The following is a 26,516-nucleotide window of genomic DNA, read 5'->3' on the forward strand; positions in this document are numbered from 1 at the left end:
TCAATAAAACACGATCGTTTTGTTTCCGTGGATGATGACCCGGTCTTCCAAATGCCACCGAAGCGCCCGGGCGAGCACCGTTTTTTCGATCAGTCGGCCGATCCGCTTTAAGTCGTCCGGATGGTGGCGGTGGTCCACGCGGGCGACGTCCTGCTCAATGATCGGCCCTTCATCCAAATCGTCGGTGACGTAGTGCGATGTGGCGCCGATCAATTTGACGCCGCGCTCATACGCCCGCTCATACGGACGCGCGCCAATAAAGGCGGGCAAAAATGAGTGGTGGATGTTGATGATCCGTCCCGGGAATTCAGCGACAAACGCCGGCGACAAAATTTGCATGTAGCGGGCAAGCACGATGGTGTCGATCTGATAGTCGCGAAGCAGACGGATTTGTTCGGCTTCGGCGTCCGCTTTCGTTTCTTTCGTCACCGGAATATGCACATAAGGGATGCCAAATGACTCGACCGTCTCGCGCAAGTCGGGGTGGTTGCTGATGACAAGGGCGATGTCGGCGATCAGCTCTCCCGCCTGCCATTGCCAAAGAAGTTCAAGCAGACAATGCTCGGCTTTGGAGACAAAAATCGCGATTCGCCGAATGTCGTTGTGCAGCCGAAGCTGCCAACGCATCTGAAATTCAGCAGCGATCGGGGCAAATGCCGCTTCGATCTCTTCTTTTCGCTCGGCGATGTTTGGACAGTCGAACTCCAAGCGGAGAAAAAACGTCCCTCCCTCAGGATCGGTCGAATATTGGCTCGATTCAACGATATTCGCCCCTTGTTCGTACAGAAACGACGTCACTGCCGCGACGATGCCCGGGCGATCTGGGCAGGAGATAAGGATTCGAGCGCGCTGCTCGTAACCTTGCAAAAATGATTGCCAGCGATGTTGGCGAAATGTCGTCATGCGTTGTCTCTCCCTTTTCTTGCTTTTCTTGCAATTCATCATACAAAAAATTCATGAACTTGCCAACAGGGAAGATAACAAAAGAGGGTGTCCCAAAAGGATCGGGACACCCTTTCTTATTACCGTATATAGGTATAAAACAATCATTAAGAAACAATATGTTGTGTTTTGTTAAGAAAAATGACCCTTTTGGGTCATCCCCCTGGCAAGCGAAAAACCTCTCTCAGTCTTTCGTCAAATCGCCGGCCGGGCCGAAAAATTCGTAATGGATGTGCTCCTCTGGCACACTCCATTGTTTTAGGGCACGATAGACGGTTTTCATAAACGGCATCGGGCCGCAGAAATAAAAGTCTGCGTCTTTCGTCGGGATCACGGATTGCATCCATGCGAGGTCGATCCGCCCTTCTTTGCCAAAATGTGGATGGCGGCGGTCCTCGTCGGATGGCGACTCGTAACAAATACGGTAAGAAAATGACGGGCGTTCCGCCAACATCCGAAGCTCCTTATCAAACGCGTGCACGCGGCCATTCAAAGCAGCATGCAAAAACGCCGCTGGGCGGGTCGGTTGGCGGATGGCCAACGTATGCGCCATGCTCAAAAGCGGAGTGATGCCGACGCCGCCGCTGATGAACACAACCGGCGTCGTTTTGGACAAATCAAGCGTAAAATCGCCGGCTGGAGCGCTAAGCTCGAGCACGTCGCCCTCTTGGACATGATCATGCAAATAGTTGGAAACAATGCCGGCCGGCTTGTCCGCTGTAGCTGCTTCCCGTTTGACGCTGATGCGGTAATACCCTTTTCCAGGTGCATCCGATAAGCTGTATTGGCGAATATGCGTATACGTCTCGCCCGGAATCGACAGTTTGACGCTCACGTATTGACCCGGCAAATAATCACTGATGGCCTTGCCGTCTTCCGGCTCCAAATAAAACGAAGTAATGACGCCGCTTTCTTTCACCTTTTTCACGACGACAAATCGGCGAAAGTCACGCCAGCCTCCGTGTTTGGCCGCTGCCTCATCGTAGAGCTCTTTTTCCACTTGAATGAAAACGGACGCAATGGCTTCATATGCTTCCGCCCAAGCCGTGATCACTTCGTCGGTGGCGGCGTCGCCGAGCACGTCTTTGATCGCCAGCAACAAATGCTTTCCGACGATCGGGTATTGTTCTGGTTTGATTCCTAAGCTGCGGTGTTTATGGCCGATTTGCCGCACAACCGGCAAAATAGCATCAAGCTGGTCGATATAGCGCGCTGCCGCATACACGGCTGCGGCCAAGGCGCGTTGCTGCCGCCCTTGCTTTTGGTTGGCGTGGTTGAAAATATGGAGCAGTTCCGGATGATTGGAAAACATGAGTTCATAAAACCGCTTCGTAATTTGTTCGCCATGTGTTTCCAAGACAGGCACCGTTGATTTCACAATTTCAATCGTTTTTGGATGCAATTTCGTTGTCGTTGTCATGATTTCATCCCCTTGTAAAACATGTATTTTTAATACATCTTTTATTCAACCATGAGCATTGCGAAAAAACAATATTTCAAATACATCTTTAATAAATTGTTCACAATTCTCCGTTCGAATCAGGTGTGGTACAATGGGATCAAGAATGTCGCTTAAAGGTTGTGAATCACGATGCAGTTGACGAACTATACGGAATACGCCTTGCGCGTCCTCTTGTTTTTAGGCGCGCTTGATGAAGAAGAAAAAACGAACATCAAAGACATTGCCGCTGCCTTTTCCATTTCAGAGCATCATTTAAGCAAAATCGTCTATGAGCTTGGCAAACTCGGCTACATTGAAACGATCCGTGGGCGCAACGGTGGAATCCGCCTTGCGAAACGCCCCGCGGAGATTGTCATCGGCGCGGTTGTTCGCGAAACGGAGGAAAACTTGTCGCTTGTCGAGTGTTTTGCCGCCCACGGCAATGAGTGCGTCTTAACGCCGGTATGTCGGCTTCGCTTCGCACTTCACGAGGCGTTAGAGGCGTTTTTGCGTGTGCTGGATGCGTATACGCTCGCCGACTTGCTTGAAGACCGAGCGTCGCTTCGTTCTTTATTGAAAGAGCGGCGCGGTTGAGGAAACTTTCTGGCTATAAGCTGGAGAGTTTTTTGGTGTTTGGCAGGCACACGATCACTAAGCATCGCTCTACGGAAGGAAGACGCGGGATGATGCGAAACCGATGGCGGCCTTTGCGGCGATTGGCACCTTGGCGCTCGGCCTTTGCGCGGGATGTGGCGGCAAGAACGATCATCAGTTGGAAAAACGAAACCAGTCGTCAAACATGGGCGGCGGGATGAATACGTCCGGCACCGGCCGATCACATCCCCTTTGTTTGCCACAAGACGAAGAATATATTAAGATTAGAAAGGTGTGAAAACATCTGCATGACTAAAGGAGGTCACAATGAAACACGAAGGAAACGCTTTGCCACCTTACTTGCATATGGACAATGGAGAGCTTTGGCTCACCGAAGATGATCGCGACAACTTAAAAATCAGCTATCGAATCAAAGAGGTGATTTTTGCCGAGCCGTCCGAGTACCAGCATGTGATGATTTTGGATTCGTACGATTTTGGCCGCATGCTCGTACTCGATGGCGTCGTGCAAACGACCTCGATTGACGGCCATATTTATAACGAAATGATTTCGCACGTGCCGCTGCAGTTTCATCCGGAAGCGAAGCGGGTGCTCATCATCGGCGGCGGCGACTGCGGCGCAGCTCGTGAGACGGCGAAATACGCTCATCTTGAAGCCATCGACATGGTGGAAATCGACGAAAAAGTCGTCCGGGCGTGCAAAGAGCATTTGCCAGCCGTCTCCGGCAACTTATCGGATCCGCGCGTGCGGTTTGTTTATGATGATGGCGTCAAGTTTGTGCAAGGGAAGGAAAGCGTCTACGACGTCATTATGATCGACTCGTCCGACCCAGTCGGCCCGGCGGAAGCCTTGTTTTCACCGGAGTTTTACGCCAACGTCCATCGCGCGTTGAAAGCGGATGGGCTGATGGTCTGCCAAAGCCAGTCGCCGATTTTCCATCTGGATATTTTGAAGCGGACGTACCGCAATATTCGCGAACTGTTCCCGCATGTGCTTGTGTACACCGCCGTGGTGCCGACGTATCCAGGAGGGTTGTGGAGCTTTACGATCGGCTCGAAACGGCCGCTCGATTTTCCGGTGCAGACTACCATTCCAAATGACACGAAATATGTGAACGATGGGATCTTTCGCCAATGTTTCGCGTTGCCGGCATTTTTGCGTTCGGCGCTTGAGGTGGAATAACCGCTTGGCATCAAAAAAGCTGTCCCCCACAAAGCAGGGACAGCTTTTTCGTGTTGCTTGAATCCGTTCTGTTTTATGGAGCAGGTGGGTTGTGAGACAATGCCCGCTTAGCAAGCCATTGAAGCGTCAAGTCGTCAGCAGGCGGGTTGTAGAGCCCAGCGCGGACGTCACGGTAATGCCGCTGAAGCGGATTGTCAGTAAACAAGCTTTGTCCGCCGACAATGCGCATCGCCCAATCGACGACTTCAAGCGCGGTATTGGTGGCGACCAATTTGGCTGTTGCCAACTCCTCTTTCATTTCCATCCGTTTTTCCGGATAGCGATCCCATAAATCGGCGACCGCGTACAGGAAATGGCGCGCATGGGTGAGGCGCCATTCCATTTCAGCGATTTTCCGCTGTACTTCGGGCGTCGAGGCGATTGGGTGAGGCAGGGTATTAGGCTGGTACGTCTTGGCAAAGCGAAGCGCCTCATTGCGCGCCGCAATGGCGATGCCTAAGTAACAAGCCGGCACGTGCAACAGCCATCCTTGCGCCGGAGCAGCTTCGTTCGCTTCTCCAAGCGTCTCTACGAGCGCCTCTTGGTCGACTTCGACTTCTTCAAGAACAAGATCATCGCTGCGCGTCGCCCGCATGCCAAGCGTGTTCCACGTCGGTTCGATGCGAATGCCTGAAGCAGACATCGGCACGAGAAATTCACCGACCCGACCGTCTTCCATCGTGGCGGAAATTAAGACGTAATCGAGCGCAGGGGCTAACGATGCAAATGTCTTTCGCCCCCGAAGCACAAAGCGGCCATGGCGAAAGACGGCCGTCGTTTCCGGTTTACCGCCGCGCGCCGGGCTGCCAGTTGTCCGTTCAGAGTGGGCGCTGTTGATGAGCACGTGGCGGCAAACGACTTCATTCGCCAAACGGGTGAGAACGGGCTCCGGCCAGCGGCGAAGCAAAAACAGCCGCATGAGAATGCTGGCGTGCCAACCAAACGACAATGCCGTTGCCCCAGAACCTTGGGCAATCGTCTCTTGCACGAGCACGAGCTCATAAAGCGACGCCCCTTGGCCGCCGTATTCAGTCGGGACGGTCAAGGAAAGGAATCCAGCCTCTTTTAAATCGGCAAAATCGGCAAATGGAAACGTTGCCTGTTCGTCATCATGCGCCGCCCTTTCCGCAAACCGTTCCGCAAGGCGACGCGCTTGGTTGTACAATTGTTGCTCCCGATCGGTCCGCACAAGCAAATGGTACAATTCGTTCATCGGTTCTCACCTTCTTTTGGTCAAGATGCCTTTATTGTACCGAGTTCTGGCTAGGACTGAAAACAAAAACGCACGGGAAAATGACCGTCCTTGCTCTCGGAAGCTTAAAAGAGAAAGAAATGCCGAATGTACCGATCATCGTCACGGTGGACGAACTCATTTTTCCCAGCATCGTACTCGTATTCCTCCTGCCAGCGGCGGCCATAGCGGGCGATTTGACGGACGGCGCGGATGATCGCATACACTTCTTCGTTCGTCATCGTAGGATGGAGCGACAGACGCACCCATCCTGGTTTGGCGAGAGGATTGCCGTTTTTGACTTCTTGAAGCAGCGCAGCGGATTGTTCCTTGTCGATGCCAAGCAAATAGTGGCCGTATGGTCCGGCGCAGGAACAGCCGCCGCGCGCTTGAATGCCGAAGCGATCATTCAGCAGTTTGACAACAAGGTTGTAATGCAATCCATCTATGACAAATGAGATGATGCCAAGACGGTCGTCCCGATGTCCTTCAAGCACGCGAACGCCGGGAGTGCTTTTTAGCGCCGGCAAAAGAAGGGAAACAAGTTCCTTTTCGCGGGCGCGCATCTGTTTTACGTTCATTTGCTCTTTCAGCTGGATGGCCAACGCTGCCTTGATGGTTTGCCAAAACGGCGGTGTTCCGCCATCTTCGCGTTCCTCAATGGCTTGGATGTATTCATAGTTCCCCCACGGGTCAGTCCAGTACACCGTCCCGCCGCCGGGGTGATCCGGAGCGTGCTGATGATAAAGCCGGCTGTCAAAGATGAGCACGCCGGCGCTTCCCGGCCCCCCGAGAAACTTATGGGGGGAGAAATAAATGGCATCAAGCTGCTCCATTGGGTCGTCCGGATGCATATCGATGCGGACGTACGGAGCGGAAGCAGCAAAATCAACAAAGCAAAGGCCGCCATGCTCGTGCATGATTTTCGCCAGCTTATGATATGGGGTTTCCAACCCCGTGACGTTCGAGCAAGCAGTAAAGGCACCGATTTTTTGCGGTCGATCTCGGTAGCGCTCCAGCAGCTCGCGCAAATGGTCAAGATCGACATCCCCGTTTTCTGTCGGACGGACCGCCACGACTTCCGCGATGGTTTCCACCCATGGCAATAAATTTGAATGGTGCTCCATATGGGTGACAAAAACGACTGGCCGCTCCTCATCATGAAGGGACAAGCGGCGCTTCCACCGTTCCGGTACGCGCAAGCCAAGCAGACGCTGCAGCTTGTTGACGGCGCTTGTGGTCCCGGCGCCTTGCATAATCAAGACATCGTTTTTCCCGGCATGAACGTGCTGTTTGATGATTTCTTTTGCATAGCGATAGGCAAGCGTCGTTTTCGTTCCGGTCACATTCGATTCCGTATGCGTGTTGCCGACAAATGGACCGAGCTCATGCGTTAGCTTCTCTTCAATCGGCCGGTACAGCCGCCCGCTTGCTGTCCAGTCGGCGTAAATAAGCCGCTGTTTGCCAAACGGCGTAGAAAACGGATGAAAGCGGCCGATCGTTCCATCGCGAAACGGCTGAAAATACGTCTCAAGCTCCCCGCGGCATGTATACACCGCATTGCCGATCACAGCGTGAATGGCCATGTTGATTCCCCCTTTCCGCCATTTCGTCTATTTACAAAGTATGTCGCCTTCGGTGGTTCGGTCCAAAAAACGTGGGAAAGTTGAAAATGAAAAATCCGCCGTACAGGCGGATGGTATTCACTCCCTTTTTTTGCACGATAACGGCGAAATCGTTTCCCCCACGGACGGCACAAGGTATTCGGCAAGCATGGTCCGCAAGTCATCAGGCAACGGTTCGCTCGTTTGGGTTTGGAAATTGAAATGGACGACCGCTGCCTCTCCGATGGCGATCAGTCTTCCTGTTTCCTCTTCCATGATGCGATGAATGCATTGAAAGCTTTTATTGCCGATCCGGGAGACATTGGTTTCCACGCGCAATCGTCGTCCGAAGAATCCTTGGTTGATAAAATCGCACTTGGTGGAAGCTAAAATAAAATGCCAGTCCTCCGTTCGCCCGACGTAACGCAATTCATCAAACAGGCGGGTGCGCGCTTCTTCTAAATAAATAAAATAGCTAATGTTGCTTAAATGTCCGAGCGCATCAGTTTCACAAAAGCGTGGGTTGACGGTAATGATGTGCGTCTTCATTTCTCCCTCTTCCTTTCTTGCCTTTTTTTTGCCCCTTTCGCCCACAATATTCGTTTGGGTGAGCATGGGGCGTGACTGAGTTCGATTTGTAGCTACCAACTAGTCAGTATGTTGTTTTTATCATACTCCGGTTGATTTAGATATGCAATTGTTTTGTTTTGGATTATTGATTATTTAGAACATTGTTTGTGATATAAAATGTTGTGACGAATCCAGTACGTCGCCGCGAAAGGATGAAAATCTCCTTCAATTAAGTTGAATTTTTGGTTTACACTTCGCCGATTGCCTAACACATTAGATTGCATCCGCATGTATCGAAGTGCAAATGGTAACGAACAAATTGGAAATTCTTTATTGGAACCTATATAGTTTTGACATTTTCAGGGTAGATAAAAAAAGCCCGGCGAGGGCAGACGGGGCGTCTGCGGTCAACCGGCCCAAAGCGGCAAAAGAACGTATCCAACGAGCGACACGCCGGCGCAAAGGAGAGAGATGCGCAGTTTATATTTCGCATAGCTCATCAAGTCCATATCCATAATGGCTGCGGTTGTAATCGTCGTATCGCCAAGCGGCGAAGCAAAGGCGCCAAACGTCCCGCTCGCAAACACAGCGCCGACTGTCACCTCGAGCGGCGCCCCGGTCGCATGGGAAAGCGTGACGCCAAGCGGCATCAAAATGCCCCACGTTCCCCATGAAGAACCGATAAAGTATGATAAAAACGATCCGACCAAAAACACGGCCGCTGGCACGAATGCCCCCGGCAGCCATGTGCCGAACGTCGACGACACGTACTCCGCAAATCCGAGTTCCCCCGCCACCGCCGAGACCGCCCATACGAGAACGAGCATGCCGATCGGCGCCATCATTTCGTTACCCCCAGCAAAAAAATGGTACGTCAGCTCTGAAAGTGATTGTCGGCGCCATAAATAAAACGCCATCGACAAAAGGATGGTCACAAACAACGCCAACAGCATCGCCCATGTCGCATCGGCCGCGGAAAACGCCTCCCACCAATTCTCTGCCCCGCGTTTCCTCCCGTCGTACACGAAAAAGGCAAACGTCAGCGCGATTAACAGCGCCAGCGGGACAAACAAGTGCAACGGCTCCCCGTTGATCAGCGCCAGCTCCTTGCGCAATCCGAGCCCGTGCAGTGTATTCGTTTCCCCTTCTCCTTTTTTCGCCCGCGGTTTGCCGATCCGGATGTTCAACATCGTCGTCAACACCCCGACGGCCAGAGCGACAATCGCAAACAAGTTGTACGGCAGGCTGCGCAAAAACACGTCATACGGCGATTCGTGAATGTCGTTTTGCTCAAGCGCCGCGGCGACAACAGAAGTCATAAAGCCGACGAACGCTGTCGCCGCTGGCAAAAGCACGATGATCGGCTCGGTCGAGACGTCGATCATGTACGCCATGCGGCGGCGGTCGATGCGAAACTGGCGAAGGACCGCTTTCATCACTGGTCCAAGGAGCATAATGCGAAACATCGGCATAAAAAACGTCACCGGCACCGTCAGCCAAACGAACAACAAAATCCCCCGCTTCGAGCGGATGCGGCCGGAAAGTCTCTCGACAAACCCTTTGATCCCGCCGGTAATTTGCATCATGCCGACAAGCGAACCGAACAAATACAAAAACGCGGCCACCTTCATATGCTCCGGATCGGTCAGGGCGTGAAGAACAGCGGAAACAGCGCGCTCAATCGCGCCGACAGCCGACCACTCAAGGCAAAACGCTCCGACGAGCAATCCGGCCACGAGGCCGGGCAAAATTTCTTTCAGCCATACCGCCAACGGAATGATGAGCAGAAAAGGCAACAGCGACCACCATGTTCCTTCCACGTCGGCGCCTCCTTTGCGATGATGTTGTTACCAAGAAGGATAGCCATAATGCAGTTTTTTTATGATTTTCATTGAAGATTTAGAACATAGTTTTATTTATAAAATTTATGTTGCCCACGCAAACAAAAAAAGCCGCGCTGCAGTTTGCAGCGTGGCCCACACTTCCATCCGCCCCGGGCTGACTCCCAAACAACCTGGGGCACAGAAGGCGTTGTCATTTCCGGCGCGCAAAATCGACAAATCGGAACTTGTCGAGCCGGTGACGCGATTCCGTATATTGAAACAATACAGCATTGCTTAAATACACATAGTTTTTGACGACAACGACGCGGTCATCGCCATGCAAATCCAAATAGCGCCGGTCTTCGTCCGTCGCTTCGTCGACCGATATTTCTTTTTTCGCAAAGCTGATCGGCAAATGCAGCTTCGTTTCCAAATATTCATAAATCGAGTCTTCGCAAATTTCTTTGGTCAATAGCGGCACATGCTTTTTCAGAAAAAAGTCTTTATCCAAAATAATCCGCTCTCCGCCGATTTCCCGGACGCGCACGACTTTCCACACTTCGTCTTTGCCTGAGGCGCGCAGATGCTGCCTGAGCTCGCGATCCGGCTTGATGATCGCCAGTTCATGCACGATCGTCCGCACCGGCTGCTTCATCGTCTGCGCCAGTTCTTTAAAGCTGACCAATCCGGATACGGGAAAGTCATATTTGCCGACGTCAAGGACGATAGATCCTTTTCCTTTCATTTTTTGGATATAGCCGTGCTCGGACAACAAATGGAGCGCTTTGCGAATCGTCTCGCGCGATGTCTCATACCGGGCGGCCAGCTCGTGTTCCGATGGCAGCTTGTCGTACGCCTTCCATTCTCCGCGGCGGATGCGGGAAATGAGGTCATGGTAAATGGTTAAATATTTGTTTTCATGCATAAGAATCACCGCTTGTATTGTATCACGACCGGCGCAAAAGATAAACAACCGATTCGTATGGGCGCAGCTGCATGCGGCGAAAATCGGCCGGCGCGTCCGAATAATTGGCAAGCAGCAGTTCTCCCGTATAGCCATCGGCTCCTGCTTCTTTCGGCAGCGTGAACGTCGTTTCGATTGGATAAAAATTGTTGACAACAAGCAGCTTTTCTCCATCGCCATGACGCATATAGGCGAAAATATGCGGATCGTCCGCAAGCAGCAGCTCATAGCGCCCGGTCGTAATGAGATCATACTGTTTGCGCAGCTCAATCAGCCGCTTATAGTGGTAGAAAATCGAGTCGCGGTCGGCGAGCGCCTGTTTCACGTTAATGCGTCGGTAGTTGTCGGCGACGCGAATCCACGGCGTCCCGGACGTGAAACCAGCATGCGGGCTGTCGTCCCATTGCATCGGCGTGCGTGAGTTGTCGCGCGATTTTCGCTGCAAAATTTCCATCACTTCTTGCTCGCTTTTGCCTTGTTCTCGCAAAATCCGGTACATGTTGAGCGACTCAACGTCGCGGTAGTCGCGAATATCGGTGAATTTCGGATCGGTCATGCCGATTTCTTCGCCTTGGTAAATATAGGGCGTCCCTTGCATTAAATGGATCGTCGTCGCCAGCATTTTCGCTGACTCTTTCCAATACGTCCCGTCATCGCCATAGCGCGACACGATGCGCGGCTGATCGTGGTTGCACCAAAAGAGCGCATTCCAGCCGCCGCCTTCATACATCCGGACTTGCCATTCGGACAAAATGCGTTTTAAGGCAAGGAAATCAAATGGGGCGACTGCCCATTTTTCTCCGTTCGGGTAATCGACCTTCAAGTGGTGAAAGTTAAACGTCATATTGAGCTCGTGGTTTTCCGGGTTCGTGTAGCGGATGCAATGATCGATCGTCGTCGACGACATTTCCCCGACCGTCATGACGTCATATTTCGAAAACACTTCGCGGTTCATCTCTTGCAAAAACTCATGAATGCGCGGTCCGTCCGTATAAAAGCGGCGCCCGTCCCCCGGCGGCACCGAACCGTCATCATCCGGGAAGCGCTGGTCTTTTGACAACAAGTTGATGACGTCAAGCCGAAAGCCGTCCACTCCTTTTTTGAGCCAAAAATGCATCATGTCATAAATGCGGCGGCGCAGCTCTTCGTTTTCCCAGTTCAAGTCCGCTTGTGTCACATCGAACAAATGCAAGTAATATTGGCCGGTTTGTTCGTCGTATTCCCACGCCGAGCCGCCGAATTTCGATTGCCAGTTGTTCGGCGCTCCGCCGTCCGGCTTCGGGTCGCGCCAAATGTAAAACGAGCGGTATGGGTTCGTTTTCGAGGAGCGCGCCTGCTGAAACCATTCATGGTCGGTTGAGGTATGGTTGACGACCATGTCCATCACCAGCTTCATGCCGCGCGCATGCACTTCGTGAAGCAGACGGTCAAAATCGTCCATCGTTCCGTATTCGTGATGGATGCGGAAATAATCGCTGATGTCATAACCGTTGTCGCGCTGCGGCGACGCGTAGATCGGCGTCAGCCAAATGACATCGACACCCAATTTTTGTAAATAATCGAGCTTCTCGATCACGCCCGGCAAATCGCCAATGCCGTCTCCATTCGTATCGTAGAAGCTTTTCGGATAAATTTGATAAACGACCGCTTTTTTCCACCAAGGGGTTGTTGACATCTCTCTTCACCTCGTTCGTCGGGATAAAAAACATACCATTGGCATCGGCGGCCAATGGTACGGGCGGGAAATAAATGATTTCGCACATCGTTCTCTTGCTTCCACACACGGCAATCATGAGCGGGCGGCTTTACGCACTTTCCCAAAGACAAACGTCAGCGCAAACGGCACCGCAATCGCGATCGCCATGCCGATAAAGAACGGCGTCCACTTTTGCGGCACGATCGACAAGAAACCCGGCAGGCCGCCGACGCCGATCGACGGAGCGATGACTTTATTGAGCGTAATAAACATGCCGGCGATTGCCGCCCCTGTCATCGCTGCGATAAACGGGAAGCGAAAGCGCAAGTTGACCCCGAACATCGCCGGTTCCGTGATGCCTAAATACGCGGAAACAGCCGACGTAAACGACAAACCGCGCAGCTTTTCCTCCTTCGCGACAAACATCATCGCCAACGCTGCCGAACCTTGGGCGATGTTTGACATGACCAAAATCGGCCAAAGGAACGTGCCACCGGTATTGGCAATCAGCTGCAAGTCAACCGGCAAGAACGTATGGTGCATCCCGGTGACGACAAGCGGCGCATACAACGCTCCATACAACAATCCTCCAAGAGCCGGAACCGTGTCAAAAATCGTGACAAACAAGTGGGTAATGGCATTGCCGATCGCAAATGTGATCGGCCCAATGGCGATGAACGCCAAAAAGCCCGTAATGAGCAACGCAAGCGGCGCGACAAGCAACAGCTGAAACGCATCCGGAATGCGCTTGCGCAAAAACAGCTCCAGCTTCGCCAGCACGTAGGAAGCCACCAGCACCGGCAGCACTTGTCCTTGGTAGCCGACTTTTTGCACTTCAAAGCCGAACAAGTTCCAAACCGGAATCTCTCCTTTTTCTTTCGCCGCTCCCCAGCCCCAAGCGTTGAGCAAATCTGGGTGGACGAGCATCAAACCAAGGACAATCCCTAAGAGCGGGCTGCCGCCGAATTTCGTCACCGCCGACCAGCCGATCAAACCGGGCAGGAAGACGAACGCCGTATTGGCGATCAAGTTGATCATGTTCGCCAAATCGGCCCATTCTTTGTGCACCTCGACAAACGATTTCCCTTCGTAAAAAATGCCTGGGCCTGTCAAGACGTTGTTAATCCCCATTAACAAACCGGCCGTCACGATTGCCGGCAAGATTGGAATGAAAATATCAGCCAGCGTCTTAATCGCGCGTTGCAGCGGATTGAGCTTCGCTTCCGCAGCGTCTTTAATCTCCTGCTTTGTCGCCCGGCCGATGCCCGTCAGCTCGATGAGGTCGTCATACACTTTATCGACAAGCCCTTGGCCGATGACGACTTGAAACTGGCCGTTTGCCGAAAACGACCCTTTGACGACATCGATGCGCTCAAGCGCTTCCTTATTGACTTTTCCTTCCTCTTTGAGCGCAAACCGAAGCCGCGTCACACAATGCGTGGCGGCGACGATGTTTTCTTTGCCGCCGATGGCTTCAACGATTTGCGCGGCTGCTTGTTGGTATGCCCCCATGATGAACGCCTCCCTTTTCTTTCCTTAACAACGACCGCTATAGCGTTAAATCGCTTTCAGCAACCGGTTGCAAACAAACTTGTATATACAACCTGAATTCATTTTATCTTGTATATACAAGTTTGTCAACATCTTTCGATGACCTTCTTCATTTTTCGACAATAGTTGTTGTTTTTTTGCTAACTTCCACTTCTTTTGTTATGTTTTGTCAAGCGGCAGGAAAATCAACGACCGAGTAGGAAAATAAAACATAATGCAAATCAATGCCAAAAGACGAGAAAGGATGAGGAAATGCGATGAAAACCTATACACTCCGCGAAGCAGCGAAAAAAATCGGGGTCACCGCCCGCGATTTGAAACAATGGGAAAAGCAGTTCGCCGGATCGATTGCCGTCCCACGCACAACCGAGGGGGCACGCATGTACACCGACGAGCTGATCGACCGGTTTCGCCATATCCGCACTTGGCTTGAGGACGGCCGCCATCCGCGTGAAGTGGCTGAAATGATCAGGCAAATGGACGGACAACCGGCAGAGCGAGCCAACGAGACAGCCGCTCAAGTGGAAACAGCCGTCATGGAAGGGGAAATCATCGATGTGCCCCGCCTGCTGCATCAAGGGATGCCATACATAGCCGAGCAGTTGGCGGCCCGCTTAAAAGACGATATCGTCGACGCCTTGAAACAGGAAACGACAGCCACGGTCCGGCAAGCGATGGATGAGGTGAAAGGCCGCCTTGACTACATCGAGGAGCAAACGACGGCAGCTGCCGAAACGGTGCGCCGTTCACTCCGCGATTACGAGGACGCATGGCAGCAAAAAACGGAACAGCTGCATGAACATTTGGAAACGGTCGTCGCGTTCTGTCACGAGGAAAAGGCAAGGCAGGAAGAGGAGCGAAAACAGCTCGAACTGCGCATTTTAGAACGGGAAAAAGCGTTTCGCGAGCTCGTGTTGTCGTTTCGGCAAACCGCTGCCAGCACCAGCGCTGCTCGAACACGGGCAAATAAATGGTGGAAGTTTTGGTGAAGACGATTTTGGCATCCATGTGACAAGGGCACCCGTTTTGGATGCGCCATACCTCCGTCAAAAATCAAAAAAGGGCCCCGCCAAAACTCGGGCCCCTTTTTGCGTCATATTCGGCGGCTCTCGGCCGCATGTCGTTTGATGGCTTCGATCAAGTGCGCTTCTTCTTGTTTGGTGACATGGAGGCGGACGCCATAATAGTAGGCGTGGACAAACGGTCTTTCCCAGACAAGCTGCCCCCGCAGCGTAAAGGGGGCAGCGTTTAGCCAAAACGAGATGTCAACCAGCGTTCCCCCTGTTGAAAAGGGAAGGCGGCCTTCCGTTTCGATTTTCATCCCGTGCGGACTTAGATCGTGAATGTAGACGCTGCGCTCACCATCGGCTGTGCGCAGTTCAGCCGGGAGCGGCCGGCCAAACTGATACCGGAACGGTTCTTGACGCTTAAACCTCATCCTTCCTCCCCTTTTCCAAGCAGCTTCGTCGGTTCTTTCCAGACATCCACCACCATCCCGGCTTCGTCAGTGTCAACGACAAACGAACCCGTGCTGTAGCGGTCGGAGAGACGAAGGGAAGCGGCTTCGATCGTCTCGACCACCCCTTTTTCCGTCCGCAATCCGACCATTTCCTCATCGTTGCTGACAAAGACGGCGCCGACAACTCGGTGCGGGTTGGATTTCACTTCACGTACGATCACAACGCCGCGCTTCGCTCGTGAGGACGGCTCAAACTCGCTCATCGCCACTTTTTTCACCGCTCCGCGCTGCGTCACGACGACGAACGAGCCCCCCTTTTCTAGGCGAACGGGGCACGCAGCGGCGACAAAGTCCCCTTCCTTCAATTGAATCCCTTTCACGCCAGCCGCGCGCACGCCAACAAGGCTGATCTCCTCCTCGGCAAACAAGAGCGCATGTCCATCATGCGTCGCAAGCCAAAGATGGCCGCATCCATCCGTCGCGTAGACGGCGATGACGTCATCATCCTCTTTCACATTGACGGCCACAAGCGGGCGGGTGTAGCGCTGCACTTGGTATTGAGCGAGCTCCGTTCGCTTTACGAGCCCTTGTTTCGTCACAAAGATGAGCTGCTCCCCGGCGTCAAAGGAAGAGACTGGAACAGCGGCGACGAGTTCATCGTCGCGTTCAAGCGGAATGAGATGGGAAATGTGCTGGCCGACCTCTTTCCAACGGATATCAGGGAGCGTATGCACCGGGCAGTATAAATAATAACCGCGGCGGGTGAAAAGCAAGAGCACATCGGTCGTATTCATCTCGAGCTGGGCGAGCAGCCGATCCGTTTCCTTCATGCCCATGTCTTGACCGTTTGAGGCGCTGTATGAACGATAGCTCGTCCTCTTCACATATCCTTCTTTTGTCACGGTGACGATCACGTCTTCCGCCGGAATGAGCGCCTCCACCTTCACTTTCAGCTCTTCAATCTCCTCTTCAATCACCGTCCGCCGCTCATCGGCATATTGCTTTTTCATCGCCTTCAGCTCTTTTTTGATGACGCCAAGCAGCTTCTTTTCATCTGCGAGAATCCCCGTAAGTTCCGCAATCGCTTGATCCAGTTCTTCCGCTTCTTGACGCAGCGCCGTGATGTCGGTGTTCGTCAACCGATACAGCTGGAGCGTCACGATCGCCTCGGCCTGCGCTTCGGTGAATCCGTAATGAGCCATCAGCCGTTCTTTGGCGTCGCGCTTGTCACTCGACGCCCGAATCGTCGCAATCACCTCATCCAAAATGGAAAGCGCCCGAATCAAGCCGTCGACGATGTGCTTCCGCTCATTCGCTTTTTTCAGCTCAAAATGCGAGCGGTTGGTGACGACCTCTTTCCGGTGGGCGATGTAGGCATCCAACAGCTCCGGCAAACTCATCAGCTTCGGCCGGCGCTCATGGATCGCCACCATGTTGAAGCTGTACGGCACTTGCAAATCCGTATTTTTGTACAAGTAGTTGAGAATCGCTTCCGCATCGGCGTCTTTTTTCAATTCGATGACGATCGACAGCCCGTTCCGGTCCGTTTCATCGCGCACATCGGCGATGCCGTCGAGCTTTTTGTCGAGGCGAAGCTCGTCAATTTTTTTCACTAAATTCGCTTTGTTCACTTCATACGGCAGTTCCGTGATGACAATGTGCTTTTTCCCGCCTTTTCCCTGCTCGATGGCGGCTTTGGCGCGGATGATGATTTTCCCGCGGCCGGTCTCATACGCCTTGCGGATGCCGTCTTTCCCTTGGATGATGCCGCCGGTCGGAAAATCGGGGCCAGGAAGAACCGTCATCAGCTCGTCAACAGTGCAATCCGGCCGGTCGATCCGCATCAAGACGGCGTCGATCACCTCGCCAAGCGCATGCGGCGGAATATCGGTCGCATAGCCGGCCGAAATCCCGGTCGAGCCGTTCACCAACAAATTCGGAAACATCGCCGGCAAGACGGTCGGCTCATCGGTCGTATCGTCAAAGTTCGGCACAAACGGAACCGTTTCTTTGTCAATATCGCGAAGCAACTCGGCGGCAATCGCCGACAGGCGCGCTTCCGTGTAGCGCATCGCCGCCGGCGGGTCGCCGTCGATGCTGCCGTTGTTGCCGTGCATCTCCACCAGCACGTTGCGCAGCTTCCACTCTTGGCTCATCCGCACCATCGCTTCATACACCGATGAGTCGCCGTGCGGATGAAAGTTGCCGATCACGTTTCCAACCGTTTTCGCCGCCTTGCGAAACGGTTTATCAGCCGTGTTGCCATCCATGTACATCGCATACAAAATGCGGCGCTGCACGGGCTTCAGCCCGTCGCGCGCATCGGGCAGCGCCCGGTCTTGGATGATGTATTTGCTGTAGCGGCCAAAGCGGTCGCCAAGCACGTCCTCTAACGGCATTTCCAGCAATCGTTCTGCCATCGTCATTCTCCTTTCCTAACACATCAGCACCAAAAAGGCGGCGCCTTTTCACGCCGCCATCAGCCGATCCATCCCGGTTCCTCTTCGAGCCCGAAGGCGACGTGCGTTTCGATCCATTTGCGGCGCGGCTCGACTTTGTCGCCCATGAGCGTCGTCACCCTCCGTTCGGCGCGGGCCGCATCTTCAATGCGCACGCGGATGAGCGTACGCGTCTGTGGGTTCATCGTCGTTTCCCATAATTGATCGGCGTTCATTTCGCCGAGCCCTTTATAGCGCTGAATCGTATAGCCGCGGCCCATTTTTTTCGTAATTTCTTTCAGCTGCTCGTCCGTCCACGCATATTCGACGATTTCGTTTTTGCCGCTTTTTTTGCTGATTTTGTAAAGCGGCGGCAAGGCGATGTACACTTTTCCCGCTTCAATCAGCGGACGCATGTAGCGGTAAAAAAACGTCAAAAGCAGCACTTGAATATGGGCGCCGTCCGTGTCGGCATCGGTCATAATGATCACTTTGTCGTAGTTGACATCATCGAGCGAAAAGTCAGCCCCGACGCCGCCGCCGATGGCGTGGATGATCGTATTGATTTCCTCGTTTTTCAAAATATCGCCAAGTTTCGCCTTTTCCGTGTTGATGACTTTTCCGCGCAGCGGAAGCACCGCCTGGAATCGACGGTCGCGCCCTTGTTTCGCCGAACCGCCCGCCGAATCGCCTTCAACGAGATAGAGCTCATTTTTTTGCGGATTGCGCCCTTGCGCCGGCGTCAGCTTGCCGCTTAAGAGCGCCTCTTTCCCTTTCCGCTTTTTGCCGCTTCTCGCCTCTTCGCGCGCTTTGCGGGCCGCTTCACGCGCCTGATAGGCCCGGATCGCTTTCTTAATGAGCATCGCGCTTACGTCCGGGTTTTCTTGCAGAAAGTACATGAGCTGCTCGGACACCACCGCATCGACGGCCGAACGCGCTTCGCTCGTTCCGAGCTTTCCTTTCGTCTGCCCTTCAAACTGCAGCAAGTGCTCTGGGATGCGCACCGAAACGACCGCGGACAACCCTTCGCGAATATCGGTTCCTTCCAAATTTTTATCTTTTTCCTTGAGCAAACCGACACGGCGGGCGTATTCGTTAAAAACGCGCGTCATCGCCGTTTTCGCACCCGCCTCATGCGTGCCGCCGTCTTTTGTGCGCACGTTGTTGACAAACGACAGCACGTTTTCCGAATAACCGTCATGAAACTGGAACGCAAACTCGACTTCAATGCCGTTTTGCTCGCCAGCAAAATAAACGACCGGGTGGAGCACATCTTTCTCCTCATTCAAATAGGCGACAAACGCTTCAATTCCGTTTTCATAGTGGAACACCTCGCGCATGCCGGTCCGTTCGTCAACGAGTTCGATTTTCAGCCCTTTTAACAAAAACGCCGATTCGCGCAGCCGTTCACTCAATGTTTCATAATCGAAGACTGTCGTGCTGAAAATCGTTGGGTCCGGCTTAAATTGAATGATGGTTCCGGTTTTGTTCGTTGTGCCGATTTTCTCTAGCGTCGTCACCGGTTTGCCTCCATGCTCAAACCGCTGCCGGTAAATGAAGCCGTCGCGATGAATCGTGACGACCAGCCATTCTGATAAGGCGTTGACAACCGACGCCCCGACTCCGTGCAGGCCGCCGCTCGTTTTATAGCCGCCTTGGCCGAATTTGCCGCCGGCATGAAGCACGGTCAAAATGACTTCCGGCGTCGGCTTGCCGAGCTTATGCATCCCGACCGGCATGCCGCGCCCCTCATCCAAAACCGTGATGCTGTTGTCTTTATGTATTTGCACGAAAATGTAGTTTCCGTATCCGGCCAACGCCTCATCGACCGAGTTGTCGACGATTTCATAAACAAGATGATGCAACCCGCGGCTGTCGGTGCTGCCGATGTACATCCCCGGCCGCTTCCTGACTGCCTCGAGCCCTTCCAACACTTGAATGGCATCTTCGTTATAGTCATGTATCGCTTGCTTTGCCACAAGCCCACCCCTTTCTGCCAAAACAAGAACATCTGTTTCTGTTTTATTGTATCATAAAATGACCAGCTGTCCATTGTCTTTTGACACCGCTTGACAAAATCGGACAACGGCGCCTGAAAAACGAAAGGACCATCTTAGAGAAGATGGCCGTTTCGTCAATGGCGCGCTTCGCCTGTTACGGGCGTTTCGTGAGCGCGTGTTCTACTTTAATGCAGCGATCCATAATCACCGTATAGCCTTTTTCCTTTAAAAACGCGTATGCTTCTTCATTGACGACGCCAAGCTGCGCCCAAAATACGTCCGCATCGATTTGCACAAACTCGCGGGCCAGCTCGGGCAAATGCTCAGAGCGGCGGAACACATCGACGATGTCGACATGGCCTTCGATATCGGTTAGTTGATCAACCGCCGGAATGCCTTCCCACTCATCGATCATCGGATTGACCGGAATGATTTCGTATCCAGCGTCTTTCATCGCTTTCGCCACCATATACGACTCGCGCTCCGGATTGTTGGACAACCCAACGACGGCAATCCGTTTCGCCTTGCGCAAAATTTCACCGATTTCTTCCCGGCTTGGGTTGACAATGGACATCGAGGTCTCTCCCTCCTTTATTCTCCTTTTTGCTGTACTATATAGATGCAATTTAAAGCTTTAACATTTTTCGTTTTTACCGATCATTTCATCCGACTGTCGAGTGACCGAACAACACCGCTTAAAGACCCATGAATGGGTCTTTAAGCGAGTCGTTGTTCGGTCTTCCGTCACGCCTTAGCGTGACGGAGGCAAGCCTATGGCTTGCCTTCGACAGTCAAAAATGGATGAGCCACTTTTCCGTCAAGGATATGTGAAACGATTTCGTTGCATCTATATAGTTTCGCTCCAGCCAGATCAAAATCCTGCCCAGCCAATAGAAAAAGGAAAAAATCATCGATCTTTTTTGCACAGCGCCCACACACCCTAGGCCGGCCACAACAGACGCAAACTTGAACATCATATTCATCGCCTACGCATCGATCCGCTTTCTCGTCCGCATCCAGACATTCTGTTTGCTGGCTGTCCGAACATGGATGGCCTGCTGCCAGTTATTTTATGTTCCACCCGGCGTACACTCCAGCTAAAAAAACGGTAGTCATGGCAATCGCATGGACGATCATCCATCCCCACCGGCCGTAGCGGAAAGAGGAAGCCGCAAGCGGGGAGCGCGCTTTTTGGGGGACGATTTTTCCGCCCATCCACTCAAAGAAAAGCAAATACAGCCACCAGGCGGTGTATGAATCCCACACATCCCACTGTTCCTTATAATCAATCAGAGGGAGCGGCGATACAAGAGCAACCAACTCGAACAACATAATCAACTGCACCATCGCAAAGTAAAACGGCAACTTCCATGCCCAGCTTTCCGGACTGTACTTGACTCCAAACAAAACGAAAAACGGAATGACGGTTGCCATTTCAACGAGCGGAATCGGTGTATAAGGAACGAGCTTAACAGGGAAGGAGTAAAAGCCTGCATAGACAAACGCAAGGCAAAGAACGATGCCTGTCACCGCACTGAATGCATACAAAACCGCATATCTCCGTATATGCCGTTTGGCGATCCAAAAACTTCCCGCTATACTCAACATGACCGCTGCCAGTTCCACCGTCCAAACAACAGGAAGAGAAAACGTCATCATCGATCCTCCCTAACCCATTTCCCACTCCCTAAACGCTGTCTCAGACAGCACTGTTAGTATAATCCAAAGTGTGGAATTTATTCCGGCGCCCTCACCGGCTTTCCACCCCATCAAGCTGTCTAGCATGGCTTAACAAATGTGCTTCGTGCAAATTTATTATTATTGATGAAAAAAGGGGGTGTCCCAAAAGGACTGGGACACCCTCTCTCATCGCTATATATAAGCACCAGCCGCTTCTCTGTCACACTATATATTGTGTCTTTCTTGAGGAGAGATCGCCTTTTGGGTCAGCCCCTTTCATGGATCGGACTGCATCAAACTTTCAAGAATCTCCGAAAAAAGAAATCATTGCGCAACAAACGCTAAAATTTTCCCGAACGAAAAATCGAGTAAAGCAGCCAACCGAACAGAAAAGCGGACGCGCCTAATCCGATTTCAACAGCAGGAATCTTCCACAGCAGCGTCGACGGCCGCCCGAGCGAGGAAGCGATCATCAGCCCGGCAAGGACGATGCTCAGCGAAAGAAGAACGATGCTAAACGACAGCCGGTTCGTAATCTGATCGAGCTTCTTTAGCAGCGTTTCCAAATCAGGCGCCGTGATTTCCAGCCGAAGCTTGCCATGCCGCATCATTTTCGTCCATTCCTTTACGCTGTCCGGCAAGCGAAGCAGCCATTCACCGTAGTCGAAAATCCGTTTCCACGCCGTTTCCGCTACACGGTCAGGCCGAAGACGCTCTTTCATCAGCTTTCTCCCAAACGGTTCGGCCACATCCATGATGCGAAACTGCGGATCAAGCGTCTCCACGACCCCTTCGACCGTCAACAGCGCTTTCCCTAACAGCGTCAAATCGCTTGGGATGCGAATGCCATGGCGAAATGCCACCGAAAGCAAATCCTCGACGGCTTCCCCAAGACTGATCTCACCGAGCGGGACGCGGTAGTATTTCTCCCGCAACTCGTCAATATCATCGCGCAATTTTCCTTCATCGACTCCGTCAGGAACAATTCCTAAACCGTAAATCGCACCCAACACCCCATCCGTGTTTTGCCGCATTAAGGCGATGATGAGTGAAGAAAGATGATGTTTGACATGAGGTCGAAGGCGGCCCATCAAGCCAAAGTCAATGAAGGAAAGCGTTCCATCGTCAAGAACAAATACATTGCCAGGATGAGGGTCGCCATGAAAAAATCCATGCTCAAACATTTGTTTAAAGGTTGCTTCAGCCAAACGCTCGGCGATCGTTTTTAAGGAGTGGCCGTTCGCTTTCAACCGCTCGATCTCCCCGAGTTTGATCCCTTCGACATATTCCATCGTGAGCACTGTTTTCGTCGTATAATCCCAAAACACCCTCGGGACATACACCGACGAATCGCCGGTAAACTGCCGTGCAAACCGTTCCGCATGGCGCGCCTCGACTGTATAATCCAGCTCCTGCCGCAATGAGCGCACCAATTCATCGATGATCTCAGACAATTGGTAGGTTGCCGCCCAATCGAGACGGCGTTCCGCCAGCACGGCCAAATCTTGCAAAATTTCCAGATCCGTCTCCACCCGCGCAGCGATGTGCGGGCGCTGCACTTTCACCGCCACGGCCTGTCCGGAAGGAAGAACCGCCCGGTGCACTTGTCCAAGCGAAGCGGCAGCGAGCGGCATTTCCTCAAATGAACGAAAGAGTGTTTCCAGCGAACTTCCAAACTCCGCTTCGACAATCCGGCGGACATCGGCAAACGGAAACGGCGGAACTTGGTCTTGCAGCTTTTCGAGCTCACTGATGATCGGAGCGGGAATCAAATCCGGCCGTGTGCTAGCAATTTGCCCGAGCTTCACGAACGTCGGGCCGAGCTCCTCGAGCACAAGGCGGAGCCGCTCCCCAACCGTTTTTCCTTCCTTTTTCCCTTGCTCCGCTCTCCATCGCGGCGGCAACGAAAGAAACGACGAAAAGCCGAGCTCATCGACGATCATCCCGAATCCGTGCCGAAGCAAGGAGGCGGCGATTTCGTGATACCTTCCGATATGGCGCATCCGTTTTCCGATCATCGAGACATCTCTCCTAAGGCGGCAAAAAGCGAGCGGACAGGCCGCATCGGTTTACTGCCCGCTTTGTTCCTTTTCTTCAAGACGGCGGATTCGCTCCTCGAGCTGCCGCACGTCTTCTTTCGTCGCCAAGTCGAGTTTATCGATCACCTGCTTGATTTGCTCGCGTACAAGCCGCTGCACTTCCGTTTTCCGCGCTTCGGTCTGCTGTTTCCATTGATCGATCACTTCCTTCGATTCGTCAAGCGACAATTCCCCTTTTTTGACTAACTCGTCAATGATTTTTTCCACTTGTTCTTTGCTTGCAATCGCCAATCCCAGCCCGAATGCCAATCCTTTCTTCAAAATGCTCATTCGTTTGTAGCCTCCTTGTGCCATTGTGTTTTCCTTATTGTACCATTCTTTGGCGATCCATGTCGAGCTAGACGGCAGCTCTTTTGTATAGGAGACAGGTCGATGCGGCATGCTATCGTTGGACAACGATTCAAAGGAGGGGTTTGATGGCCGACGAACCATTGCATTACGGAGAAGACTATCATTTTATTCACGCGACATCGGCAGCAAGCGGCCTCGGCGTCAGCGTGCTGCCCGATTTGTACTGCCATACGATCCAAATCGTGAACATTTGTCTTGTCGGCCGCCCGGACGACCACGCGTTTGTATTGGTCGACGCTGGCATGCCGGGATCAGCCGATGACATTGTTTCAGTCGTGGAAGACCGCTTTGGCAGCGGCAGCCGCCCGCAAGCCATTGTTTTAACCCACGGCCATTTTGACCACGTTGGAGCGATTGTTGAGCTTGTCAAGCATTGGAATGTCCCGGTGTATGCCCATCCGGCTGAACTGCCGTATTTGACTGGAAAGGCGAGCTATCCTGAACCTGACGCTTCCGTCGAGGGCGGCTTCATCGCCAAAATCTCGCCGTTTTTTCCGAACGAGCCGATTCAATTAGGCAACCGCGTCCAGCCGCTCCCTGCGGACGGCACCGTTCCGCACTTGCCGGAATTTCGCTGGATCCACACACCGGGGCACACGCCAGGCCACATTTCGTTATTTCGGCCGCGCGACGCCGCTTTAATCGCCGGCGACGCGTTCGTCACCGTCCGCCAAGATTCACTGTATAAAGTGTTGACCCAACAAATCGAAATCAGCGGCCCGCCGCGCTATTATACCATCGATTGGCGCGCCGCCCGCGAGTCGGTGCGCAAGTTAGCCGCACTCTTTCCGTCAGTCGCCATCACCGGACACGGTGCTCCTGTCGCCGGCAAAGAGCTGCGTGAAGGGTTGACAAAACTCGCCCGTGATTTTGACCGTATCGCTACCCCTGATTATGGGAAGTACGTCCATTAGGCAAACGGACTATCGTTCCGTGAACGGCTTCTAGTTTTGTTTGAAGCGGAAGTTTCTCTGCTAAAACCACTTTCAAGTAAAAACCAAGGGAGGGTGTCTGAACGGGGGCACCCTTCCGTTGACATGTGAAAGTCAGAGGATTCTCCATGGAGATGGTAGAGCACATTATGCCTTTAGCGACAACGCAAAAAAGACGACAAGAATCATTCTTGTCGTCCATCATAAGTGATGGGCCTAAGTGGACTTGAACCACCGACCTCACGCTTATCAGGCGTGCGCTCTAACCAGCTGAGCTATAGGCCCGCTTATAAGAAATAAAAATGGAGGGGGACGGATTCGAACCGCCGAACCCAAAGGGAGCGGATTTACAGTCCGCCGCGTTTAGCCACTTCGCTACCCCTCCGTAATCGTGATGCCGACTGCAGGACTCGAACCCGCAACCTACTGATTACGATTCAGTTGCTCTACCAATTGAGCTAAGTCGGCATAATTATGATATAAATCGTGGCTCATTGTTCATTTGTTGTGTCCCTTCCTCTACCAGCCAATTCGAAGAAGCTGGGTGCGTCGGGACAACTCGAAGCAAATTCGACGATGCAGATGCTCGTCTCTACCAATTGAGCTAAGTCGGCATAAAATAAATGCAAGAAGGTGGCTCATTGTTGTGCTCTGTGCCTCTTCCTCTACAAGCTGTTTCGAGGAAGCAGGATGCGTCGAGGCAACTCGAAGCCGACTCGACGAAGCAGGTGCTCGTCTCTACCAATTGAGCTAAGTCAATATTTATGGCGGAGGAGGAGGGATTCGAACCCCCGCGGGCTGTGACACCCCTATCGGTTTTCGAAACCGACCCCTTCAGCCAGACTTGGGTACTCCTCCATAGCTGTTTGGAGCGATGCGGTCGAGAGGACTTGAACCTCCACGGGGTTGCCCCCACTAGGCCCTCAACCTAGCGCGTCTGCCATTCCGCCACGACCGCATACAATGGAGCGTAGGGGATTTGAACCCCTGACCTCTTCGCTGCCAGCGAAGCGTTCTCCCCCTGAACTAACGCCCCATGATGGTGGAGTATACTGGGATCGAACCAGTGACCCCCACGCTGTCAACGTGGTGCTCTCCCGCTGAGCTAATACTCCACGTTGTTTGCCTAGCAGCGACCTACTCTTGCAGGGGCGCTGGCCCCAACTACCATCGGCGCTGGAGGGCTTAACTTCCGTGTTCGGGATGGGAACGGGTGTTTCCCCTCCGCTATCACCACTAGGCAATGGCGACGATTTCTATTATAAAGCAATCCAAAAGTTTGTCAAGTTTTTTTGTATCTTTATATTTCAGTTCCTTCAGAATCGGAACGACAATGTAAAATTTACTATAAAAAAATGAAAGAGTCAACCCTCTTTTTCATTTTTTTCGATCTTCACTGTCCCTTTCTCTAAAGTTCTTGTCATCCCCTTCTTTATACGCGTATAATAAAGAAGAAGGAACGTACAATAAAGCAGGGCATTGGCGGCCACCAATGCCCTGTCCATACACAGCCGCTGCAAGAAGCGCAGTGGCCCAAGCCTCGGGCATCGTAACCTACCCTCGCCTCGGCCTAGCAGGGTGGGTTACTTTTTGTCTTTGGATACGGCGATCACCGCGACGATGAGTGACGCAAACGCAATCATAAGCGTCAGCGCGTCGGCAATCGACATCATCAGCACCACCCCCTTTCGTTCAGGGAGTGGCCACTGCCCACCCTGCATATGGCTGTGCATGTTTCATTATACCATCAAATCAAACAAATGCGAATATACATTCGCGTCCTCGTTGAAAATTAGGAATGTTTCCCTACCCGAGGTATCCCCCCACCTTGCCTGTTACTTCGCGCCGCATCTTCACGGCCCCTTCCTCTCTGGTTCTTATAGCCCGCTGAAACTCCGA

22 protein-coding genes, 7 tRNA genes and 1 rRNA gene are annotated in these 26,516 nt (G+C 52.7%); 5 read left to right on the forward strand and 25 right to left on the reverse strand.

Annotated elements, in window-relative coordinates; translation table 11 throughout:
• Together purU and hmpA are read right to left on the reverse strand one after the other, a co-directional pair.
• Positions 1 to 903, reverse strand: coding sequence for a formyltetrahydrofolate deformylase (gene purU, locus DI44_RS08100; RefSeq protein WP_013523764.1), 903 nt, complete (start codon positions 901 to 903; stop codon positions 1 to 3).
• A gap of 223 nt (positions 904 to 1,126) precedes the next feature.
• Positions 1,127 to 2,362, reverse strand: a complete 1,236-nt coding sequence (gene hmpA, locus DI44_RS08095) for an NO-inducible flavohemoprotein (RefSeq protein WP_011231229.1) — start codon at positions 2,360 to 2,362, stop codon at positions 1,127 to 1,129.
• 171 nt (positions 2,363 to 2,533) lie between these two features.
• On the opposite strand from hmpA, the gene nsrR reads away from it, so the two are divergent.
• From nsrR to speE, 3 genes are all read left to right on the forward strand, one after another.
• Positions 2,534 to 2,977 carry a nitric oxide-sensing transcriptional repressor NsrR gene (nsrR, locus tag DI44_RS08090; RefSeq protein WP_011231230.1) on the forward strand — a complete coding sequence of 148 codons (444 nt, stop codon included), beginning with the start codon at positions 2,534 to 2,536 and terminating at the stop codon, positions 2,975 to 2,977.
• A 103-nt stretch (positions 2,978 to 3,080) separates the two neighbouring features.
• Positions 3,081 to 3,275 (forward strand): hypothetical protein, encoded by a 195-nt coding sequence (locus tag DI44_RS0117110; protein WP_020755390.1) that lies wholly within the window; start codon positions 3,081 to 3,083, stop codon positions 3,273 to 3,275.
• 29 nt (positions 3,276 to 3,304) lie between these two features.
• Positions 3,305 to 4,180: a polyamine aminopropyltransferase gene (gene speE / locus DI44_RS08085; protein ID WP_015374870.1), complete on the forward strand. Its 876-nt coding sequence runs from the start codon at positions 3,305 to 3,307 to the stop codon at positions 4,178 to 4,180.
• 73 nt (positions 4,181 to 4,253) lie between these two features.
• Here the strand turns inward: speE and DI44_RS08080 are convergent, their stop codons facing one another.
• The 7 genes from DI44_RS08080 to treP all read right to left on the reverse strand — a co-directional run bounded on the left by DI44_RS08080 (position 4,254) and on the right by treP (position 13,619).
• Complete coding sequence (locus DI44_RS08080) at positions 4,254 to 5,432, reverse strand: acyl-CoA dehydrogenase family protein (protein ID WP_033025405.1); 1,179 nt, start codon at positions 5,430 to 5,432, stop codon at positions 4,254 to 4,256.
• A 104-nt stretch (positions 5,433 to 5,536) separates the two neighbouring features.
• Positions 5,537 to 7,036 (reverse strand): aminotransferase class V-fold PLP-dependent enzyme, encoded by a 1,500-nt coding sequence (locus tag DI44_RS08075; protein WP_014195845.1) that lies wholly within the window; start codon positions 7,034 to 7,036, stop codon positions 5,537 to 5,539.
• A 117-nt stretch (positions 7,037 to 7,153) separates the two neighbouring features.
• The gene (locus DI44_RS08070; RefSeq protein WP_015374873.1) at positions 7,154 to 7,603 is read right to left on the reverse strand and encodes a thioesterase family protein; all 450 of its coding nucleotides are present in this window, start codon (positions 7,601 to 7,603) and stop codon (positions 7,154 to 7,156) included.
• Between the two features lie 428 nt (positions 7,604 to 8,031).
• The gene (locus DI44_RS08065; RefSeq protein ID WP_013523770.1) at positions 8,032 to 9,444 is read right to left on the reverse strand and encodes a Na+/H+ antiporter NhaC family protein; all 1,413 of its coding nucleotides are present in this window, start codon (positions 9,442 to 9,444) and stop codon (positions 8,032 to 8,034) included.
• Between the two features lie 214 nt (positions 9,445 to 9,658).
• Complete coding sequence (treR, locus tag DI44_RS08060; protein WP_033025406.1) at positions 9,659 to 10,372, reverse strand: trehalose operon repressor; 714 nt, start codon at positions 10,370 to 10,372, stop codon at positions 9,659 to 9,661.
• Between the two features lie 22 nt (positions 10,373 to 10,394).
• Positions 10,395 to 12,086, reverse strand: coding sequence for an alpha,alpha-phosphotrehalase (treC, locus tag DI44_RS08055; protein ID WP_014195848.1), 1,692 nt, complete (start codon positions 12,084 to 12,086; stop codon positions 10,395 to 10,397).
• A 114-nt stretch (positions 12,087 to 12,200) separates the two neighbouring features.
• Positions 12,201 to 13,619: a PTS system trehalose-specific EIIBC component gene (gene treP / locus DI44_RS08050; protein WP_023634518.1), complete on the reverse strand. Its 1,419-nt coding sequence runs from the start codon at positions 13,617 to 13,619 to the stop codon at positions 12,201 to 12,203.
• A gap of 296 nt (positions 13,620 to 13,915) precedes the next feature.
• Between treP and DI44_RS08045 the strand changes: the two genes are divergently transcribed.
• Positions 13,916 to 14,647 carry a MerR family transcriptional regulator gene (locus tag DI44_RS08045; RefSeq protein WP_014195851.1) on the forward strand — a complete coding sequence of 244 codons (732 nt, stop codon included), beginning with the start codon at positions 13,916 to 13,918 and terminating at the stop codon, positions 14,645 to 14,647.
• Positions 14,648 to 14,751: 104 nt separating this feature from the next.
• Here DI44_RS08045 and DI44_RS08040 read toward each other — a convergent pair whose 3' ends face one another.
• From DI44_RS08040 to DI44_RS08010, 7 genes are all read right to left on the reverse strand, one after another.
• Positions 14,752 to 15,096 (reverse strand): PilZ domain-containing protein, encoded by a 345-nt coding sequence (locus tag DI44_RS08040; protein ID WP_013145319.1) that lies wholly within the window; start codon positions 15,094 to 15,096, stop codon positions 14,752 to 14,754.
• A complete protein-coding gene (parC, locus tag DI44_RS08035; RefSeq protein WP_033025408.1) occupies positions 15,093 to 17,537 on the reverse strand; it encodes a DNA topoisomerase IV subunit A in 2,445 nt (814 codons plus the stop codon). Before parC ends, DI44_RS08040 begins: the two co-directional genes overlap by 4 nt.
• A 59-nt stretch (positions 17,538 to 17,596) precedes the next feature.
• Complete coding sequence (gene parE, locus DI44_RS08030; protein ID WP_021321610.1) at positions 17,597 to 19,534, reverse strand: DNA topoisomerase IV subunit B; 1,938 nt, start codon at positions 19,532 to 19,534, stop codon at positions 17,597 to 17,599.
• 175 nt (positions 19,535 to 19,709) lie between these two features.
• Positions 19,710 to 20,129 carry a CoA-binding protein gene (locus DI44_RS08025; RefSeq protein ID WP_031205874.1) on the reverse strand — a complete coding sequence of 140 codons (420 nt, stop codon included), beginning with the start codon at positions 20,127 to 20,129 and terminating at the stop codon, positions 19,710 to 19,712.
• Between the two features lie 491 nt (positions 20,130 to 20,620).
• Positions 20,621 to 21,211 (reverse strand): CBO0543 family protein, encoded by a 591-nt coding sequence (locus DI44_RS08020; RefSeq protein WP_021322623.1) that lies wholly within the window; start codon positions 21,209 to 21,211, stop codon positions 20,621 to 20,623.
• 365 nt (positions 21,212 to 21,576) lie between these two features.
• Positions 21,577 to 23,253 carry an AarF/ABC1/UbiB kinase family protein gene (locus tag DI44_RS08015; RefSeq protein ID WP_014195854.1) on the reverse strand — a complete coding sequence of 559 codons (1,677 nt, stop codon included), beginning with the start codon at positions 23,251 to 23,253 and terminating at the stop codon, positions 21,577 to 21,579.
• A gap of 51 nt (positions 23,254 to 23,304) precedes the next feature.
• Complete coding sequence (locus DI44_RS08010; RefSeq protein WP_011231247.1) at positions 23,305 to 23,604, reverse strand: ATP synthase subunit B; 300 nt, start codon at positions 23,602 to 23,604, stop codon at positions 23,305 to 23,307.
• A 146-nt stretch (positions 23,605 to 23,750) separates the two neighbouring features.
• Between DI44_RS08010 and DI44_RS08005 the strand changes: the two genes are divergently transcribed.
• Positions 23,751 to 24,599, forward strand: a complete 849-nt coding sequence (locus DI44_RS08005) for an MBL fold metallo-hydrolase (protein ID WP_011231248.1) — start codon at positions 23,751 to 23,753, stop codon at positions 24,597 to 24,599.
• A gap of 229 nt (positions 24,600 to 24,828) precedes the next feature.
• Here DI44_RS08005 and DI44_RS08000 read toward each other — a convergent pair.
• The 9 genes from DI44_RS08000 to DI44_RS19455 all read right to left on the reverse strand — a co-directional run bounded on the left by DI44_RS08000 (position 24,829) and on the right by DI44_RS19455 (position 26,290).
• Positions 24,829 to 24,902 (reverse strand) — tRNA-Ile (locus DI44_RS08000).
• Between the two features lie 18 nt (positions 24,903 to 24,920).
• Positions 24,921 to 25,002, reverse strand: a tRNA-Tyr gene (locus tag DI44_RS07995).
• A gap of 10 nt (positions 25,003 to 25,012) precedes the next feature.
• Positions 25,013 to 25,085, reverse strand: a tRNA-Thr gene (locus tag DI44_RS07990).
• A 297-nt stretch (positions 25,086 to 25,382) separates the two neighbouring features.
• Positions 25,383 to 25,475 (reverse strand) — tRNA-Ser (locus tag DI44_RS07985).
• Between the two features lie 17 nt (positions 25,476 to 25,492).
• A tRNA-Leu gene (locus tag DI44_RS07980) sits at positions 25,493 to 25,575 on the reverse strand.
• Between the two features lie 6 nt (positions 25,576 to 25,581).
• A tRNA-Ala gene (locus DI44_RS07975) sits at positions 25,582 to 25,653 on the reverse strand.
• Between the two features lie 4 nt (positions 25,654 to 25,657).
• Positions 25,658 to 25,732: transfer RNA gene (locus DI44_RS07970), tRNA-Val, on the reverse strand.
• A 9-nt stretch (positions 25,733 to 25,741) separates the two neighbouring features.
• A 5S ribosomal RNA gene (rrf, locus tag DI44_RS07965) occupies positions 25,742 to 25,858 on the reverse strand.
• Positions 25,859 to 26,200: 342 nt separating this feature from the next.
• Positions 26,201 to 26,290 carry a putative holin-like toxin gene (locus DI44_RS19455; RefSeq protein ID WP_021322622.1) on the reverse strand — a complete coding sequence of 30 codons (90 nt, stop codon included), beginning with the start codon at positions 26,288 to 26,290 and terminating at the stop codon, positions 26,201 to 26,203.
• Between the last annotated feature and the right edge of the window lie 226 nt (positions 26,291 to 26,516).

Source organism: Geobacillus sp. CAMR5420, assembly GCF_000691465.1.
In the GTDB taxonomy this organism is placed as follows: Bacteria; Bacillota; Bacilli; order Bacillales; family Anoxybacillaceae; genus Geobacillus; species Geobacillus thermoleovorans.

Coding starts and splice junctions, on each gene's coding strand:
- speE (WP_015374870.1), top strand. CDS start 3,305: ATGAAACACGAAGGAAACGCTTTGCCACCTTACTTGCATATGGACAAT.
- DI44_RS08080 (WP_033025405.1), bottom strand. CDS start 5,432: ATGAACGAATTGTACCATTTGCTTGTGCGGACCGATCGGGAGCAACAA.
- purU (WP_013523764.1), bottom strand. CDS start 903: ATGACGACATTTCGCCAACATCGCTGGCAATCATTTTTGCAAGGTTAC.
- treP (WP_023634518.1), bottom strand. CDS start 13,619: ATGGGGGCATACCAACAAGCAGCCGCGCAAATCGTTGAAGCCATCGGC.
- DI44_RS08005 (WP_011231248.1), top strand. CDS start 23,751: ATGGCCGACGAACCATTGCATTACGGAGAAGACTATCATTTTATTCAC.
- DI44_RS0117110 (WP_020755390.1), top strand. CDS start 3,081: ATGGCGGCCTTTGCGGCGATTGGCACCTTGGCGCTCGGCCTTTGCGCG.
- DI44_RS08045 (WP_014195851.1), top strand. CDS start 13,916: ATGAAAACCTATACACTCCGCGAAGCAGCGAAAAAAATCGGGGTCACC.
- DI44_RS19455 (WP_021322622.1), bottom strand. CDS start 26,290: ATGATGTCGATTGCCGACGCGCTGACGCTTATGATTGCGTTTGCGTCA.
- parC (WP_033025408.1), bottom strand. CDS start 17,537: ATGGCAGAACGATTGCTGGAAATGCCGTTAGAGGACGTGCTTGGCGAC.
- DI44_RS08010 (WP_011231247.1), bottom strand. CDS start 23,604: ATGAGCATTTTGAAGAAAGGATTGGCATTCGGGCTGGGATTGGCGATT.
- DI44_RS08015 (WP_014195854.1), bottom strand. CDS start 23,253: ATGATCGGAAAACGGATGCGCCATATCGGAAGGTATCACGAAATCGCC.
- DI44_RS08040 (WP_013145319.1), bottom strand. CDS start 15,096: ATGAGGTTTAAGCGTCAAGAACCGTTCCGGTATCAGTTTGGCCGGCCG.
- DI44_RS08075 (WP_014195845.1), bottom strand. CDS start 7,036: ATGGCCATTCACGCTGTGATCGGCAATGCGGTGTATACATGCCGCGGG.
- treC (WP_014195848.1), bottom strand. CDS start 12,086: ATGTCAACAACCCCTTGGTGGAAAAAAGCGGTCGTTTATCAAATTTAT.
- hmpA (WP_011231229.1), bottom strand. CDS start 2,362: ATGACAACGACAACGAAATTGCATCCAAAAACGATTGAAATTGTGAAA.
- nsrR (WP_011231230.1), top strand. CDS start 2,534: ATGCAGTTGACGAACTATACGGAATACGCCTTGCGCGTCCTCTTGTTT.
- treR (WP_033025406.1), bottom strand. CDS start 10,372: ATGCATGAAAACAAATATTTAACCATTTACCATGACCTCATTTCCCGC.
- DI44_RS08025 (WP_031205874.1), bottom strand. CDS start 20,129: ATGTCCATTGTCAACCCAAGCCGGGAAGAAATCGGTGAAATTTTGCGC.
- DI44_RS08020 (WP_021322623.1), bottom strand. CDS start 21,211: ATGACGTTTTCTCTTCCTGTTGTTTGGACGGTGGAACTGGCAGCGGTC.
- DI44_RS08070 (WP_015374873.1), bottom strand. CDS start 7,603: ATGAAGACGCACATCATTACCGTCAACCCACGCTTTTGTGAAACTGAT.